The 14,812-nt window shown below is 66.5% G+C and carries 16 protein-coding genes and 2 tRNA genes; 7 read left to right on the plus strand and 11 right to left on the minus strand.

Annotation, left to right across the window (positions count from 1 at the left end):
• Positions 1–93: 93 nt before the first annotated feature.
• The 9 genes from D0B54_RS02740 to D0B54_RS02780 all read right to left on the minus strand — a co-directional run bounded on the left by D0B54_RS02740 (position 94) and on the right by D0B54_RS02780 (position 9,220).
• A complete protein-coding gene (locus tag D0B54_RS02740; RefSeq protein ID WP_117288945.1) occupies positions 94–1,089 on the minus strand; it encodes an AgmX/PglI C-terminal domain-containing protein in 996 nt (331 codons plus the stop codon).
• Positions 1,086–1,595, minus strand: coding sequence for an ExbD/TolR family protein (locus D0B54_RS02745; RefSeq protein WP_240433540.1), 510 nt, complete (start codon positions 1,593–1,595; stop codon positions 1,086–1,088). Before D0B54_RS02745 ends, D0B54_RS02740 begins: the two co-directional genes overlap by 4 nt.
• Positions 1,592–2,146, minus strand: coding sequence for an ExbD/TolR family protein (locus tag D0B54_RS02750; RefSeq protein WP_117288947.1), 555 nt, complete (start codon positions 2,144–2,146; stop codon positions 1,592–1,594). Before D0B54_RS02750 ends, D0B54_RS02745 begins: the two co-directional genes overlap by 4 nt.
• 33 nt (positions 2,147–2,179) lie before the next feature.
• Positions 2,180–2,815: a MotA/TolQ/ExbB proton channel family protein gene (locus tag D0B54_RS02755; protein WP_117288949.1), complete on the minus strand. Its 636-nt coding sequence runs from the start codon at positions 2,813–2,815 to the stop codon at positions 2,180–2,182.
• 71 nt (positions 2,816–2,886) lie between these two features.
• The gene (locus tag D0B54_RS02760; RefSeq protein ID WP_117288951.1) at positions 2,887–3,225 is read right to left on the minus strand and encodes a hypothetical protein; all 339 of its coding nucleotides are present in this window, start codon (positions 3,223–3,225) and stop codon (positions 2,887–2,889) included.
• A gap of 38 nt (positions 3,226–3,263) precedes the next feature.
• A complete protein-coding gene (locus D0B54_RS02765; protein ID WP_117288953.1) occupies positions 3,264–3,989 on the minus strand; it encodes a tetratricopeptide repeat protein in 726 nt (241 codons plus the stop codon).
• On the minus strand, positions 3,973–6,798 hold the full coding sequence (locus tag D0B54_RS02770) for a tetratricopeptide repeat protein (protein ID WP_117288955.1): 2,826 nt from the start codon (positions 6,796–6,798) through the stop codon (positions 3,973–3,975). The genes D0B54_RS02765 and D0B54_RS02770 overlap by 17 nt, the downstream gene beginning before the upstream one ends.
• The gene (locus D0B54_RS02775) at positions 6,795–8,627 is read right to left on the minus strand and encodes a hypothetical protein (RefSeq protein WP_117288957.1); all 1,833 of its coding nucleotides are present in this window, start codon (positions 8,625–8,627) and stop codon (positions 6,795–6,797) included. The genes D0B54_RS02770 and D0B54_RS02775 overlap by 4 nt, the downstream gene beginning before the upstream one ends.
• Positions 8,624–9,220 carry a hypothetical protein gene (locus D0B54_RS02780; RefSeq protein WP_117288959.1) on the minus strand — a complete coding sequence of 199 codons (597 nt, stop codon included), beginning with the start codon at positions 9,218–9,220 and terminating at the stop codon, positions 8,624–8,626. Before D0B54_RS02780 ends, D0B54_RS02775 begins: the two co-directional genes overlap by 4 nt.
• Before the next feature lie 416 nt (positions 9,221–9,636).
• On the opposite strand from D0B54_RS02780, the gene D0B54_RS02785 reads away from it, so the two are divergent.
• From D0B54_RS02785 to D0B54_RS02795, 3 genes are all read left to right on the plus strand, one after another.
• Positions 9,637–9,909 (plus strand): HU family DNA-binding protein, encoded by a 273-nt coding sequence (locus tag D0B54_RS02785; RefSeq protein ID WP_117288961.1) that lies wholly within the window; start codon positions 9,637–9,639, stop codon positions 9,907–9,909.
• A 43-nt stretch (positions 9,910–9,952) separates the two neighbouring features.
• Positions 9,953–10,028, plus strand: a tRNA-Val gene (locus D0B54_RS02790).
• 14 nt (positions 10,029–10,042) lie between these two features.
• Positions 10,043–10,119 (plus strand) — tRNA-Asp (locus D0B54_RS02795).
• Between the two features lie 156 nt (positions 10,120–10,275).
• Here D0B54_RS02795 and D0B54_RS02800 read toward each other — a convergent pair.
• Together D0B54_RS02800 and D0B54_RS02805 are read right to left on the minus strand one after the other, a co-directional pair.
• A complete protein-coding gene (locus D0B54_RS02800) occupies positions 10,276–11,478 on the minus strand; it encodes an acyl-CoA dehydrogenase family protein (protein ID WP_117288963.1) in 1,203 nt (400 codons plus the stop codon).
• A 90-nt stretch (positions 11,479–11,568) separates the two neighbouring features.
• Positions 11,569–12,489, minus strand: a complete 921-nt coding sequence (locus tag D0B54_RS02805; protein ID WP_162932154.1) for a glutaminyl-peptide cyclotransferase — start codon at positions 12,487–12,489, stop codon at positions 11,569–11,571.
• Between the two features lie 43 nt (positions 12,490–12,532).
• On the opposite strand from D0B54_RS02805, the gene D0B54_RS02810 reads away from it, so the two are divergent.
• The 4 genes from D0B54_RS02810 (at position 12,533) to rpoZ (ending at position 14,765) form a co-directional block, all read left to right on the plus strand.
• Complete coding sequence (locus D0B54_RS02810) at positions 12,533–12,730, plus strand: hypothetical protein (protein WP_205527252.1); 198 nt, start codon at positions 12,533–12,535, stop codon at positions 12,728–12,730.
• Between the two features lie 188 nt (positions 12,731–12,918).
• Entirely contained in the window at positions 12,919–13,785 is an 867-nt protein-coding gene (locus D0B54_RS02815; protein WP_117288967.1) for a YicC/YloC family endoribonuclease, read from the plus strand.
• A 12-nt stretch (positions 13,786–13,797) separates the two neighbouring features.
• Positions 13,798–14,448, plus strand: coding sequence for a guanylate kinase (gmk, locus tag D0B54_RS02820; RefSeq protein WP_117288969.1), 651 nt, complete (start codon positions 13,798–13,800; stop codon positions 14,446–14,448).
• Positions 14,449–14,501: 53 nt separating this feature from the next.
• Positions 14,502–14,765: a DNA-directed RNA polymerase subunit omega gene (gene rpoZ / locus D0B54_RS02825; protein ID WP_104232136.1), complete on the plus strand. Its 264-nt coding sequence runs from the start codon at positions 14,502–14,504 to the stop codon at positions 14,763–14,765.
• Positions 14,766–14,812 lie beyond the last annotated feature (47 nt).

Here is a 14,812-nt window from a genome sequence, read left to right on the forward strand (position 1 = left end):
CAGGTGAAGGTCGGAACGTCCTTCACCATGACAAACGGGGGGCCTCTTGTGAGACCCCCCGTTCAGGGACAGCGAAACGACCGTGGGCCGCGATCAGGCCGGCGGATGCAGGCGCAGCGGGTAGTTCGGATAGGTGAACGGCGGAACATCCTTGGCGCCGAAGTTCATCGACATGACGCGCTGGATGATCTTGCGCTCGAAATCCGGGTCGTTGAAGGTGCTCGACACCAGCTTGCAGTCGGTCACCTGGCCGCTCGACGCGATCGTGATGCTGACGATGATCACGCCACCCTGCTCCAGGGCCGGCGATTCCATCATCGCGCGCTTGTAGATCGAGGTGAACGAGCCCTTGTTGCGGTCGAACACCAGCTGGATCTCCTCGATCGAGCGGCCGGCGAGCAGCTTGTCGCCACCCTGGCCCGGCTTGGTCTTGTCCGGTCCGCGGCCGATCGGGCTCTCCACCACCGTGGTGCGGCGGTCGCCGATGCCGGCGCCGCTCTGGCGGCGGGTTTCGCCGCTGCCGCTGGCGCCGATGCCGGAGCTGCCGCTGGCGGCGCTGCGCTCGAAGGCGGCGGCGGAGCCGGCCCCGGTGGCGCCGGTGCCGGCCTTGGCGGTGATCGTCTCCAGCGGGCGCGGCGAGTCGAAACCCTGCAGCGACTGGTTGTTGAGTTCCGCCAGCTGCTGCTGCATCGCCAGCACGCCGCTGCGGGAGGCGGTCTCGCGCGCCTTCTGCACGACCTGTTCCTGCGTCGGCTGCGGCGGGGCGATCTTCTCCTCGCGCCTGGGCTCGGGCGGCTTGTCCTGCTTCTTGGTCTCGGCCTTGGGTTGCTCGGGCTTGGGCTTGTCTTCCGGCGCGGGCGCGGGCTCCTCGACCTTTTCGGCGATCTCGGCTTCCGGGATCAGGCTGACGTAGCGCTGCTCGGTGCTTTCGCCGCCGCCTTCCTTGAGGCCCTGCAGCTTCAGGAACGGGATCAGGATGCCGGCGATCACGAACAGCAGCAGTGCGATTCCGACGATGCGGTTGAAGCGGCGGTCGGCTTCCGTCGGCAGCTGCCAGCTGTCGGGCGTTGCGTACCAGAGGCCGGTCATGGAGTCACCCCGGCGCCGTGCTTCTCGATCACGGCCAGCGAGATCTTGGCGAAGCGCGTCTCGGTGCAGGTCGCCATCACTTTCTTGAGCAGCTGATAGGGGATCGCCTTGTCCGCCATGATGTTGACCTCGCCGCGCGTGACCTGGCCGGCGGCGCCGGGGGTCTGCATCAGCGGGGCGGTCAGCAGCTCGGACTTCAGCGACGGCAGGATGTTGCCTTCCGTGGCCAGGGCCTCGGACACGGTCATGACGCGGCGGTTGTTGACCAGCACGTCATCCAGCGTCACCTGCACCAGCGTGTTCTCGCGCGGCTCTTCCTGGATCAGCGATTCCGGCAGCTTCAGCGCCTTGGGATTCGGCAGGATCTCCACCACCAGGGCGTTGACCAGCAGGTAGAACACCAGGATCGCGAAGATGTCGATCAGCGAGACGATGTTCATCTCGGTGTCGCGGCCGGACTGGCGCGACAGGCGCTCCAGGCGCTTGACGATGCGTTCCTTCCTCATGGCGCCACCGCCGGGGTCGGCGCAGGCGCTCGCAACGAGCTGCCCTCCACCGTCGCGTCGCCGATCGAGATCTGCGGGAACAGCTCGTGAGGCAGGCCGGAGGCGCGGGCCTCGGCCGGCGTGATGCGGGCCGCGTCCATCACCTTGACCAGGGCGTCATACGGAGTGTCGGGTTCCAGCAGCACGTTGATGTTCTGCTCGGAGGGATCGGACTTCTTCACTTCCACCAGCAGGTCGGACAGCGCCTGCACGTTGTAGCCCTGCGGCGTGTTGGCCAGGTTGCGCGTCACGCCGTCGCTGGTGACGACCAGCTCGGTCTTGCGCAGGGTTACCGTGAGCGGCTGCTTGTCCTGTTGCTCGGGCGTGGCCGTACGGTCCGGCGAGGGCAGGTTGAGGCTGATGACGTTGAGGCGGGCAGCGGCCAGCGAGGAGCTGACCAGCAGGAAGAACACCAGCACCGCGAACACGTCGATCAGCGAGACGATGTTCAGATGCACGGCGCGCGCACGCTGCTTGTGATGCCGCTGCAAACGCCGGATTCGCTGGGACATCGGAATCTCGCGAGGGGGCGGGGTGGCGGCGGCTTAGCGGCGACGGCTGCTGAGCGCGTTGACGAACTTGCCGGCCACGGCTTCGAGGCCGTCGATCAGCTCGGTCGTGCGGCTCTGCAGGTAGGAGTGCAGCAGCAGCGAGGGGATGGCCACCATCAGGCCGAAGGCCGTGCAGTTCATGGCCTCCGAGATGCCCTTGGAGAGCAGGTCGGCCTTCTCGGCCGGGTCGGCGGCGCCGAGCGCGGCGAAGGAGCCGATCAGGCCGATGACCGTGCCGAGCAGGCCCAGCAGGGTCGACATGTTGGAGAAGGTGCCGAGGTAGTGCGTGCGCTTCTCGATCGCCGGCAGCACTTCCATCAGGCCTTCCTCGGCCGCCACTTCGATCTCGCTGCGCTTGTTCTCGATGCGCGCCTGGGCGATGCCGTTGCTGATGATGCGGGCGATCGCGGTGTCCGAGCCCTCGGTCACGCGGGCGGCGGAATCCAGGTCACCCTGGGCGATCAGCGGCGCCACCTCGGACCACAGCACGGCGTTCTCCTTCTGCACGCGGCGCAGGAAGAACCAGCGCTCGATGGCGATGGCGACGGCGCAGACCGCCACCAGGGCGATGGGGTACATGAAGAAGCCGCCTGACTGGAAGAAGCGCAGAACGGTGGCAAAGAAATCCATGATTCGAATCCTCTAAGTGTCGCTTGAAGCCTGGGTGAAAACGGTGGGTAGGGCGGACTGCAGCGGGGCGCCTAGCGGCGTTCCTGCGGCGTGACCAGGCCCTTGCTCTTCAACGCGCCCGCAAGCGCGTCGTAATACTCCAGCTGGCGCTCGAAGACCACGCGGTCCACCGGCAGCATCTGTTCCTGCAGCAACCGCGCCGGGCGGTCGATGTCGCGCTCGGCCGGCGATTCGCGCCAGGGCATGATGTCGAGGCCGATGGGCGATTCCTTGTCGCCGGCGAAGATGTTCGTCCCGACCTCCTGCTCCTTCACCACCGGCGCCCTGGGGGCGTCGCGCGTGGGCGGGGGCGGCGTCTGGCCGGCACTGACCGCGGGCATTTCGTCCTGGGCCGTGGCGGCGCTGGACATTGCCAGAATCAGTGCGGGAAATAAAGCTTTCACGATCCTCATTTTGCTTGCTCCGCGGCGCGCGGTCGCGCCTGTGCGGCACCGCTCTTCGGCTGTGTCTGCCCGGCTGGCGCCGGGGCCGCCGCCGCAGGGGCCACGGCCGGTGCCGGCGCGGCCTTGGCGGCGTTGGCCTCGATCTCGGCGACCCAGGCCAGCACCCGCAGGTCCTGCTTGCCGGACAGGCGCTGGTATTCCTTGTAGTGCGGCAGGGCGTCGGCCGGTCGCTTCAGGTACTCGTCCAGCAGGATCGCCAGGTTCAGGTGCACCAGGGCGTTGTCCGGCTGCAGCTTCAACGCCTTGTCGTAGGCCATCTGCGCACGCGGGTAGTCGCGGGTCTCGCGCGCCAGCATGCCGAGGTAGTTGAAGGCCACCACGTTGTCCTGGTTCAGCACCGCCGCCTTGTTGAAGGCCGCCGCCGCCGGGCCCTTGCGGTTGGAGTTGAAGTAGATGATGCCGAGGTTGGTCCAGGGGCCGGAGTACTCCGGGAAGTCCTTGGTCAGTTCCACCAGGGCCTGCTCGGCCTCGGCGAACTGCTTGCCCTTGAGCTGTTCCAGCGCCGCCTTGAAGCGCGCCTGCGGGTCGCCCTTGTCGGGCGGCTTGGGCTTGCCGGTCTCGGCCGCGGGGCGGTCCGGCAGCGAGGGGCCGGTGGTCTTGCAGGCGCCCAGTGCGGCGCCCAGCGCCAGCACCAGCGCCAGCTGCAGCCGATGTTTACTTGAGGCTTTCATAACGGTCCTCGCCCTTCTCACGCTTGCCGTACTTGGCCGGCGCGATCGCGGCCAGCGCCTTGGCGCTCTTGGCGACCCATTCGTCGTAGATCCCCTGCGGAATGCGCTTGAGGTTGGCTTCCCAGGTGGCGATGGCCTTCTCGTCGAAGGGCAGGGCCTGCTCTTCCAGCAGCAGGTTGTACTGCTCCAGCTCCAGGTCCTTGAGATTGCGCGGCCGCTCCGAGTCCATCAGCGCCTTGCCGAAGTCCTGGTACAGCGTGCCCAACTCGTAGGTTGCCGCCGTGGTGACCTCGGCGAAGCCGTAGCCGGCGGCCTTGTTCAGCGACTGGATCGCCGTTTCCATGGCCTGCTTCTTGGCCGGCAGCGACTTCTCCACCGGTGCGCTCAGGCGCAGCGCCTTGGCCTGGGTGGCGCTCATGCGGCCGAGGGCCAGGCTGGCCTGTGCCGCCAGCGTGCGGGTGCGGTCGGTGCGTTCGGCACCGGCGGTGTCGTCGGCCAGCACGATCTCGCGCAGCCACAGGGTCTCGGCGGTGACATCGCCACGCGCGCGGGCCAGTTCGATCAGGCGCTGGCGGGCGTCCACCGCACGGGCCAGCGGCCGCGGGAACTGGCGCACGTAGGACTCGTAGCCCTGCGCCGTCTCGGCCGGCATCTTGGCCTCGTCGAACAGCGTGGCCGACAGCCAGGCCGCTTCCATGCGCGTGTCCACCGACTCGGTGGCGCGCATCGAGATGCGGCGGAAGGCGGCGGCGGCCTGCGCCGGCTTCTTGTCCTTCTGGTAGGCGACGGCCAGCTTCTTGTCGACGTCCGCTTCCAGCGCGTGGCCGGGGAACATGCCGCGGAAGCCTTCCAGCACCTGGGCGGCCTTGGGCCAGTCCTCCAGCTGCATCAGCGCGGCGGCGGCGTCGTAGTCGGCGGTGGCGCGGATCTTCGCCTGCGGCGTGACCTGGCCGACGCGCAGGAACTGGTTGGCGGCGGTGCGCAGGTCCTTGGCGTCGCGCGCGGCCTCGCCCTGCTTGTAGATCGAGGCGGCCAGCTGCTCGGTGACCTCGGCGTAGGCCGGGCTGTTCGGCGTGGTGAGATTGCGCTCCTCGGTGAAGGCCTTCTCGGCCTCCGGGTAGCGCTTCTGCGCGAACTGCGAGTCGCCGGTGACGCTCCAGGCGGTGCGGCGCAGGTCCTGCGCGACGTTGCCCGGCGTCTTGAGCACGCGGTCGGCGACCTTGATCGCCTCGTCGTAGCTCTTGAGTTCGTACAGGTCCAGTGCCGACTGCGTCAGCACCGGCAGGGTCCTGGGGTGGCCGGGGAAGGTGTCGGCCATCTTCAGGCCGGCATCGATCGCCTGGCGCAGCGCGCCGGCGGCGCGGTCGGCCGGCGGCACTTCCTTCGCATACTTCTGGTAGGCCAGGACGCCGGCGTAGGCGGCCTCGCCCGACTTGGTGTGCGGCGGGTAGTCGTAGGCGGTCTTGCTGTACTCCTTCGCCGCCTCCAGCGTCTGGCCGCCGTCGAGCAGGGCGTCGCCGAGCAGGAAGTTGATCTCGGTGATGCGCGGGTCCTTGGGGTAGACCTCGATGATGCGCTTGTACCACTTGGCCGCCACCAGGTAGGACGGCTTGTTTTTGGCCGGGTCCTTCTGCGCCAGCGCGTGGTGGTGCTTGGCCAGGTCTTCCATGTGGAGACGCAGCTCGGTCAGCACTTCCTGCGTCACCGGCTGGCCGCCCCAGTAGGCCGCCGCCGGGTCGTAGGCGGTGGCGTAGCGTTCCTTCTCGCGCACTACGATGTCGGCGAAGCCGCCTTCGCCGTAGGCCTTGATCACGCGGGTCTGGAAGGCCGGGGCGCGCGGCGAGCGCGGGTAGCGCTCGATGAAGGCGCTGTAGGTCTCGGCGGCGTCGGTATAGCGCTCCTTGTCCAGCAGGCCTTCGCCGAGCGCGGCGTAGACCAGCGGGTAGAAGCGCGGGTCGCCGTGCTTGCCGAGGTACTCGTTCAGCGCCTTGCCGCCGCCCAGCTGCATCAGCGACAGCGTCACCACGCGCAGCGAGTCCTTGGCCAGGTCGAACTTGCCCTTCTCCACGCCCGACAGGGCCTTGTCGGTTTCGTACTGCTCGCCGGCCGGCAGGTCGCGGTTCAGGATCGCGAAGAAGGTGCCGATCGCGTCCTCGAACTTGGCCTGCTTGTACTGCGTCCAGCCGTACTTGTACTGCGCGTGCTTGAAGAACTGGTTCTGCTCGCCCAGGTCCATCACCGTCTTGTACTCGGTCTCGGACTCGGCGTAGCGCTTGGTGAGGAACAGCAGCTCGGCACGGCGGAAGTGGGCGTCGCCGGCCAGTTCGGAGTCCGGGTGGCGCTCGCTCAGGCGGCGCAGCGTGTCGATCGACGCATCGACATCGCCGGCGTTCTGGTAGGCGCGCGCCAGCTGGTAGAACACGCGGTCGTTGTTCTTGTCCTCGGGGCGGTCGTTCAGCAGTTCGTTGTAGAACTTGATCGACTCCTTGAGGGCCGCGGCGCTCTCGCTGGGATTGCCCTTGGTGTCCTCGATCTGCACCGTCAGGTCGGCCAGGCGGCGCTTGGACTCGGCCTTGGTGTCCAGGTCCGGCTCCAGGTCCAGCAGCGCGCGGTAGTTGTCGGCGGCCTTCTGCGGATCGGCGGCGATCGGCTCGGAGGTGATGATCGGCAGCTTTTCCTGGGCCGGCTCGTCGTACTTGCCGATGGCCTTGCCGATGCGCGGCGAGGCACCCTTGATCGGTTGCTGGGAGCAGGCCGCCAGCGCCAGCGCGATCGCGGTGAGCGCGAAAGGCAACATCCTGTTATTCATTTGTCGAGCTCACCTTTCTGCGCGCGGTCGTAGAGGCGCGCGAGGGCAAAACGGGCTTCGATCAGGTACTTCTCGATCTGGCGCTGCTGCCCGGCCAGCTCGCGTACCGCGATGGCCTTGAGCAGGGCGTCCTGGTCGTCGCCGATCTGGTTGGCCAGGCCGCGCAGGCTGTCCATGCGCTTCTTCAGGCCCTGGGCGCGCTCGTAGGGGCCGTTGAAGCCGCCCGCCGGCGCCGCCGAAACCATCAGCGGCGTCGCCACCGGGGCGGGGGCCGTCAGCTTGCCGGAATAGGCACCGGGCGCCGACAGCTTCTGCTCGCTGCGCAGCTGGATCTTCATGCCCGCGAAGGGCACCTCGCTGTCCTGCTTGGCGCGCGACAGCAGCTCCGGGATGATCGCCGGCTCGCGTTCGGTGCTGCTCCAGCTCTTGTCCACGCCGTCGATGCGGCCGCGCCAGGCGTCGATGTTGCGCGACAGCATGCGCATGTCGCGGTAGTTCTTCAGTGCTTCCTGGAAGCGGTGCTCGGCCAGCAGCGACTGCAGGAAATAGGTTTCCGGCGCGTCCGGCAGGTCCTTGAGCTTCCACTCCCAGCCGGCCTCGGAATCGATGTCGCGGCGCACGATGGTCTCCACCATGCGGCCCTTGCGGATCGACTCCATCGCCACGTTCATGCGCGAGCGGCCCTTCTCCAGCTGCTCGATCGCCAGCTCGTAGTACTTCAGCGCCTGGGTATGGGCGCCGAGGCGGTCCAGCGTGAAGGGGATGGCCAGCCAGGCCTCCTGCACCGCCGGGTCCATCGGGTCGCGCGAGATCAGCTCGACCCAGGGTACCAGCGCCTTGCGCAGCGCCTCTTCCTCGTCCTTGCGCGCCTTGGACAGGCGGAAGGAGCGCAGGTTGGCGCGGGTGAAGATGTCGTCCTCCAGGAAGCCCGGGCGCAGCAGCACGCCCAGTGTGGAGAAGTTGGAAAAGGGGTTCTCTTCCTTGGTCTGGTCGCCCACCTCGACGCGGCGCGTCTTCTCGCCGGTGGGAGCCAGCTCGGCCCAGCCCAGGCCCAGCAGCGCGCGGTTGGAGAAGGCGCCCTCCAGGCGGACGCGCGAGAACACCGGCTTGGCGGTGCCGCCCTGCTTGTTCTGCAGGAACCAGTAACCCAGCGTCAGGTTGGCGCGGTCGCGCAGGGCCAGGTCTTCCTCGGTGTTGGCGCGCATGCGGCCGACCTTGTCGAGGATGGTGATGCCCTGGGCGGCGCGGCCGTCGTTGATCAGCGCGATGCCGAGGTTGTAGCGGGTGTATTCCGACAGCTTGCTGGCATTGTCCTCGGCGGTCAGCGCCGCCGCCGCCTCGCTGTAGCGGCCGTCGGCCATCAGCACGCGGGTGTAGAGGTCCTGCCAGTCCTCGGTCAGCGTCTTGGGCAGCTTCTCGCGCATGCGCAGCAGCGTGGCGCGGGCCTCGGCGGTGTAGCCGCGCTGGTAGTCGAACTCGGCCAGCTTCAGGCGCGCGCGGCCCAGCACCAGCGGATCGGGCGAGCCGGTGGCCAGGTTGCGGTAGATCGCCTCGGCCTCGTCGCGCATGCCGAAGGACAGGTAGCTCTCGGCCAGGCGCCACTGGAAGTCCGCCGGCATGCGGGCCGGGTCCTTGCCGCGGCTGCCGGACAGCAGCTCCACCAGGGCCGAGAAGTAGCGGCCGTCGGCGTCCAGGAACATGGCGCTGCGCACCAGCGGATCGGTCTTGGTGCCGGCGACGTAGGGCTCGGCGGCGGCGGCGGCGGCGATCGACGCCAGCATGGCGGTGGCGGCCAGGCCACCGCGGGTGATCAGGCGTTGCAGTTTCACTTCTTGGCCCTCCACTGCTGCATGGAGATGCCGGCCTTGGACAGGCGCGAACGGCGCGCGATGCTGAATTCCAGGTTGGTCTCGCGCTGGTCCTTGTCGAACACCGCCTCGTAGCTGTCGCCTACCGGCGGCGCGTCGGGCTTGGCGTCGGCCAGCTGGCCGGTGTAGCTGATGCGGATGCGGTGCGCGCCGGCACCGACGTTGCTGCGCAGGACGCGCTGCAGATGGCCCTCGGAGAGCATCGCCTTGGCGTCGCGGTCGGTATAGGTGAAGGTCTGCGCCGGGTTGTTGTCGACCGTCACGCTGACGTCCTTGAGCAGCAGGCCGGGCACCTTCACCGCCAGGTAGACCGACAGGCGCGCATGGGGCGGGTAGAGGACGTCGTCCTCGATGCCCTGCGCCTCGGTGTTGAACTCCAGCGCTTCTTTCTTGAAGGCCTGCACCGCCTGGTCGAGCTTGAGCGACTGCTCTTCCAGTTCGGTGGCGCTGGGGCCGGCGGGGGCGGCCATGGCCGGGCCAACCAGGGCCAGCAGCGCAACGGGCAATGCAACAAGCATCAGGCCTGCGGCCTTGCGGCAGTCGGAGAGGGGCATCGGGGATTGGCTTGCTGTATGAATCTGGTCGGAGTGTAGCAAAAGGTGTGAGCGGTCAAGCCAGAGGCGGCTGTCGCATCTGACCACAGGCTGGCCCTCATGTTCCAACGTCGGCGGGGTCAACATGACTGCGTTCGTCGGCCTCTGCCCCGCACCGGTCGGACAATGTGCATTTTCGGGTAGGGCCGATGGCCGCGAAAGCCCCATGGCACAAGGTTTTGCGGGCATTGCGCGGTTTGTTGACGCTCAATAAGGGCGCTTGTTATAAAGCGCCGGACCCCAGCTTCGGCACCCCCCACGGACTTCGTCGCCGTCACGGCGCAGTCTCGCCAGAAGCCAGGGAACTCCAGCTTCAAGCATTCCACGGCCGCGCCGCGGCCGCACCCAACATATTCCGTCTGCGAGGGAACGATTACATGAACAAGACCGATCTGATCAACGCGGTTGCCGACAAGGCCGACCTGTCCAAGGCCGATGCCGGTCGCGCGATCGATTCACTGTTTGAGGTGGTGGCCAAGGCGCTGAAGAAGCGCGACAAGGTTTCGCTGGTGGGTTTCGGCACCTTCCAGGTGCGCGAGCGCAAGGCCCGCGTCGGCCGCAACCCCAAGACCGGAGCCCCCCTGAAGATCAAGGCCAGCAAAACTCCGAGCTTCAAGGCTGGTAAAGCGCTCAAGGACGCTGTAAAGTAGCGGGCTCTTCTGGGGCGTTCGGTACGAGCGGCCAAGGTTCGAGGGGTGCTTAGCTCAGCTGGTAGAGCGTCGCCCTTACAAGGCGTAGGTCGGGGGTTCGAGCCCCTCAGCACCCACCAGAAGATAAAACAGTGGAGCGGTAGTTCAGTTGGTTAGAATACCGGCCTGTCACGCCGGGGGTCGCGGGTTCGAGCCCCGTCCGCTCCGCCACTTTTTAGTGAAGAAACCGGGTACCGCAAGGTACCCGGTTTTTTTATGCCTGTTGTTTACCCCTGGACCTTGATGTGCAGGAGCGAGCTTGGGGGCACAACGGAAAAAGGCGGCTCATGGGCCGCCTTCCTTGTCTCCTCCTCCACCTTGCCCGTACTACGCAGCCGTGTCGGCAGACTTCCTTGCTTCAAACTTCTTCCTGCTCGGCAGGATGTTCATCATCTTGCAGATGATGCCCAGCATGACCTCGTCGGCGCCGCCGCCGATCGAGATCAGGCGGGTGTCGCGGTAGGCGCGGGAGATGTTGTTGTCCCACATGAAGCCCTGGCCACCCCAGTACTGCAGGCAGGCGTCGGTGACCTCGCGCGAGACGCGGCCGATCTTGAGCTTGCACATCGAGGCCAGCATCGCCACTTCCTGCGGCGACTTGTGGCCCAGGATGTACTCCTCGGTGGTCTGGTAGATCAGCGCCTTGAGGGATTCCACCTCGGTGCGCAGCTCGGCCATGCGGAAGTGCACCGACTGGTTGTCCAGCAGCGACTGGCCGAAGGCCTGGCGCTGGCCGGTGTACTCGATGGTCTCCTGGATCAGGTTGAACAGGCCGTCGATGCCGGACGCGGCGCCGAACAGGCGTTCCTCCTGGAACTGCATCATCTGGATCGTGAAGCCCATGCCTTCCTGGCCGATCAGGTTGCGGCGCGGCACGCGGACGTTGTCCATGAAGATCATCGCCGTGTCGGAGGAGCGCATGCCCAGCTTGTCGAGCTTGGTCTTGCGGTCGATGCCCTTGGCGTCCATCGGCACCACGATCAGCGACTTGTTCATGTGCGGCTTGCCGTCGCTGGTGTTGACCAGCATGCAGGCCCAGTCCGACTGGGTGCCGTTGGTGATCCACATCTTGGAGCCGTTGATCACGTAGTCGTCGCCGTCGCGGCGGGCGACGGTCTTGATGTTGGCCACGTCGGAGCCGGCCGAGGCCTCGGAAACGGCGATGGACACCACCATCTCGCCCCTGATCGCCGGCTCCAGGTATTCCTTGCGCAGCGCCGGCGAGCCGAAGCGGGCGAGGGCCGGCGTGGCCATGTCGGTCTGCACGCCGATGCCCATCGGCACGCCGCCGCAGAGGCAGTTGCCCAGGGCCTGGGCGAACATGATCTGGTAGGAGTAATCCAGGCCCATGCCGCCGTTCTCCACCGGCTTGTTGATGCCCAGCAGGCCCAGGTCGCCCATGCGCTTGAGCACCTCGTGCGCCGGCCAGATGCCCGCCTTCTCCCACTCGGCGACGTGGGGATTGAGCTCTTCCTCGACGAACTTCTTCGTGGTGCGGTACAGCTCTTTGTGCTCGTGGGTAAATTGCATTACCAAACTCCGGTATATAGCGATGAATCCACTATACATCCGCCCCGTCAATAAAGGCTACGCCTCGCGCAAGACCAAAGGTAACAGCTGTTACCGCTTGTCCGCGGAAGGAGCCGGGGGCGGGGGCCAGTCCACGCGCAGGGCAAACAGCCGCGGCCACCATTTGCCGGTGACATATAAAAGGTCATGCGCGCTGTCGTAGGCCAGGCCGTTGAGCACCGCCTCGTAGGGCAGGTCGGCGGCGCCGGGCAGGCGCTGGCGCAACGCGCCCAGTTCCAGCCAGCCGCCGACGCGGCCGTCCGCCGGGTCGATCAATGCGACGCGGTCGCTGTGCCAGATGTTGGCCAGGATCCAGCCGCGCGCGAATTCCAGTTCGTTGAGCTGCGTCACCGATCGTTCGCCATCATGTACTTGTATGCGGCGCAGATCGCGATGCGTGTCCGGGTCCATGAAGCTCAGCTGCGACGAGCCATCGCTCCGGATCAATTGGCGGCCGTCGCTGGCCAGGCCCCAGCCTTCGCCGGAAAAACGGAACTCGCGCAGCAAACGCAGCTTCAGGTCGAACACGAAACCGCGTTGCTCGCGCCAACTCAGTACCTGCACCTGGTCGCCGTGCAATGCCAGGCCTTCGCCGAAAACCGTGCGCGGCAAAGACACTCGTTTTACCGCCCGGTTGTCGCTCAAACGGGTTTCAAACAGCGCAGATTGCGCGTAAAGGCCGCTACTCTCGAACAATCGGCCCTCGCGGACCGCAAGTCCCTGAGTGAAGCGTTTCGGGTCGTGATCGAGTTCGCGCAGCACTTCATGCGAAATCGCTGAAACGCTGATTCCATCAGCGTTTGCGGGCATTTCGCACGCGAAAAACTGAACGACCAAAACGCAAAGTGCAGCAATTTTTTTGGTGCGCATCGGCGAGTGTTTTAAAGTCGCTCCAGATAAAGGCGTTGCTTTTTTATTTATTTTTAAGTAAATATTCACAACAAGGACATGCGCGTTGCATCTCCTGCTCATGCGGAAAGCGTTCCGCAAACCGTCTAGATCGGAGGATTGTGACATGGCAACCACTGCGAAGAAGGCTGTAAAGAAGGCTGCGAAGGCGAAGAAGCCGGCTGCAAAGAAGGCTGTGAAGAAGGCTGCTGCCAAGAAGCCGGCTGCGAAGAAGGCCGTGAAGAAGGCTGCTGCCAAGAAGCCGGCTGCCAAGAAGGCCGTGAAGAAGGCTGCGAAGAAGGCCAAGGCTGCTGCCAAGGCCTAAGCTGTCGCGCTGAGCCCGGGCGGCTTCAAGCCGCCCGTGCAGCTTCAAGATGCATGATTGATCGATGTCGCCACGCCGGGGGTTCCTTGCGTGGCGATTCTTTTTTGGGCCGCCGGTGAGGTCTTTCCCGGGCCCGGCCCCGGCGCCGCTACAATGGCGCCCTTATCCCTGACGATGGACACCTCACCATGATCCGCAGCATGACGGGCTATGCCCGGGCGGAAGTGCAGAAACCCTGGGGCCGCATCAGCTGGGAGCTGCGCTCGGTCAATCACCGTTACCTGGACCTGCAGCTGAAGATGCCGGAGGAATTCCGCGCCATCGAGAACGAGCTGCGGGTGCTGGCCGGTGCCCGCCTGGGGCGCGGCAAGGTTGAATGCGGCCTGCGTTTCATCCGCGAGGCCTCGGCCGAGGAAAAGCTGCAGCTGGACCTCAACCGCCTGCGCCAGCTGCGCGACGCGATGGACGCCGTGGCCCAGGAATGCGGCCCGCTGACCGCCACCGACCCGGTGCGCCTGCTGGCCTTCCCCGGCGTGCTCAAGCAGGAGCAGGCCGACTTCGCGCCGATGCTGGCCGAGGCCCGGAGCCTGTTCGAAAAGGCGCTGGAAGATTTCAGCCAGACCCGCGGCCGCGAGGGCGAACGCCTGGGCCAGTTCCTGAACGAGCGCACCGTGGCCATCACCGAGTTGATCGCCCGCGTGCGCGAGCGCCACCCGCAGGTGCGCGACCTGTGGCTGCAGAAGCTGCGTGCCCGCTGCGCCGAGCTGGGCGTGGAGATCGAGCCGCAGCGCCTGGCCCAGGAAACCGCCCTGGCCGCCAGCCGCCTGGACGTGGAGGAGGAGATGTCGCGCCTGCTCAGCCACCTGGAGGAAGTGAAGCAGGCCTGCGCCCGCGGCGAGTCCGTCGGCCGCCGCCTGGATTTCCTGATGCAGGAGCTCAACCGCGAAGCCAACACCCTGTCGTCCAAATCGCAGGACGCCGAGATCACCCGCTGCGCCGTCGAGATGAAGGTCATCATCGAGCAGATGCGCGAGCAGGTGCAGAACATCGAGTAGGGTGGCCGGCGCGTGAACCCATCCGACAAGACGGCCGCAGCGGCGGGAACGCTGTTCATCGTCTCCGCCCCCTCGGGCGGCGGCAAGACCAGCCTGACCCGCGCCCTGGTGCCGCACCTGGCGGCCCAGTCCATCCCCGCGACGATCTCGGTGTCCTACACCACCCGGACCCCGCGGCCGGGGGAGGTGGACGGCACCCATTACCATTTCGTCAGCCGCGAAACCTTCGCCGGCATGGCGGAGCGGGGGGAGTTCTTCGAGCATGCCGAGGTCTTCGGCAATCTCTACGGCACCGGCCGGGCCAGGACCGAGGCCCTGCTGGCGGCGGGGCATGACGTGATCCTGGACATCGACTGGCAGGGGGGGCGCCAGGTGCGGGGCCAGACTGAAGAGGCGGTCGGCATCTTTATCCTGCCGCCCTCGCTGGAGGAACTGGAGCGCCGTCTCAGGGGCCGCAGCCAGGACAGCGACGAGGTGATCGCCAGGCGCATGGCCCAGGCGCATGACGAGATGTCGCACCACGACGAGTACGACTACCTGATCGTGAACGAGGATTTCGACCGGGCTTTGCGCGAGATTTCGGCCATTTTCGTGGCCCACCGACTCCTTATAGACGGGCAGCGGCAGCGCCATGGGGCCCGGATCCGGGGCTTGCTGGCTTAAAATCGGCCGATCCGGTACGATGCCGCCCTTGTTTTTGCCAGAGTTCTGCTGCCATGGCCCGTGTAACCGTTGAAGACTGCCTCGCCCGCATCCCGAACCAGTTCGACCTGACCCTGGTGGCCGCCAAGCGTGCCCGCCAGCTGGCCCGCGGCGCCGACGCCCGCCTGCCCTGGGGCAACCACAAGTCCACGGTCCTGTCCCTGCGCGAGATCGCCGAGGGCTACATCGACCGCAGCGTGCTCGAAGAGATCGACCTGCCGGCCGTGCAGCAGCCGAAGGTGGAGCTGGAAGCGCTGGATCCGTCCTTTGATGCTTGAGATGCAACGCATCTAATCAGGACACGTGGCGAACGGCCACGGATCTC

Origin of the sequence: Solimonas sp. K1W22B-7 (assembly GCF_003428335.1) — a bacterium.
Taxonomy (GTDB): Bacteria; Pseudomonadota; Gammaproteobacteria; order Nevskiales; family Nevskiaceae; genus Solimonas_A.

Coding starts and splice junctions, on each gene's coding strand:
- D0B54_RS02740 (WP_117288945.1), bottom strand. CDS start 1,089: ATGACCGGCCTCTGGTACGCAACGCCCGACAGCTGGCAGCTGCCGACG.
- D0B54_RS02745 (WP_240433540.1), bottom strand. CDS start 1,595: ATGAGGAAGGAACGCATCGTCAAGCGCCTGGAGCGCCTGTCGCGCCAG.
- D0B54_RS02750 (WP_117288947.1), bottom strand. CDS start 2,146: ATGTCCCAGCGAATCCGGCGTTTGCAGCGGCATCACAAGCAGCGTGCG.
- D0B54_RS02755 (WP_117288949.1), bottom strand. CDS start 2,815: ATGGATTTCTTTGCCACCGTTCTGCGCTTCTTCCAGTCAGGCGGCTTC.
- D0B54_RS02760 (WP_117288951.1), bottom strand. CDS start 3,225: ATGTCCAGCGCCGCCACGGCCCAGGACGAAATGCCCGCGGTCAGTGCC.
- D0B54_RS02765 (WP_117288953.1), bottom strand. CDS start 3,989: ATGAAAGCCTCAAGTAAACATCGGCTGCAGCTGGCGCTGGTGCTGGCG.
- D0B54_RS02770 (WP_117288955.1), bottom strand. CDS start 6,798: ATGAATAACAGGATGTTGCCTTTCGCGCTCACCGCGATCGCGCTGGCG.
- D0B54_RS02780 (WP_117288959.1), bottom strand. CDS start 9,220: ATGCCCCTCTCCGACTGCCGCAAGGCCGCAGGCCTGATGCTTGTTGCA.
- D0B54_RS02785 (WP_117288961.1), top strand. CDS start 9,637: ATGAACAAGACCGATCTGATCAACGCGGTTGCCGACAAGGCCGACCTG.
- D0B54_RS02800 (WP_117288963.1), bottom strand. CDS start 11,478: ATGCAATTTACCCACGAGCACAAAGAGCTGTACCGCACCACGAAGAAG.
- D0B54_RS02805 (WP_162932154.1), bottom strand. CDS start 12,489: ATGAGCAGGAGATGCAACGCGCATGTCCTTGTTGTGAATATTTACTTA.
- D0B54_RS02810 (WP_205527252.1), top strand. CDS start 12,533: ATGGCAACCACTGCGAAGAAGGCTGTAAAGAAGGCTGCGAAGGCGAAG.
- D0B54_RS02815 (WP_117288967.1), top strand. CDS start 12,919: ATGATCCGCAGCATGACGGGCTATGCCCGGGCGGAAGTGCAGAAACCC.
- rpoZ (WP_104232136.1), top strand. CDS start 14,502: ATGGCCCGTGTAACCGTTGAAGACTGCCTCGCCCGCATCCCGAACCAG.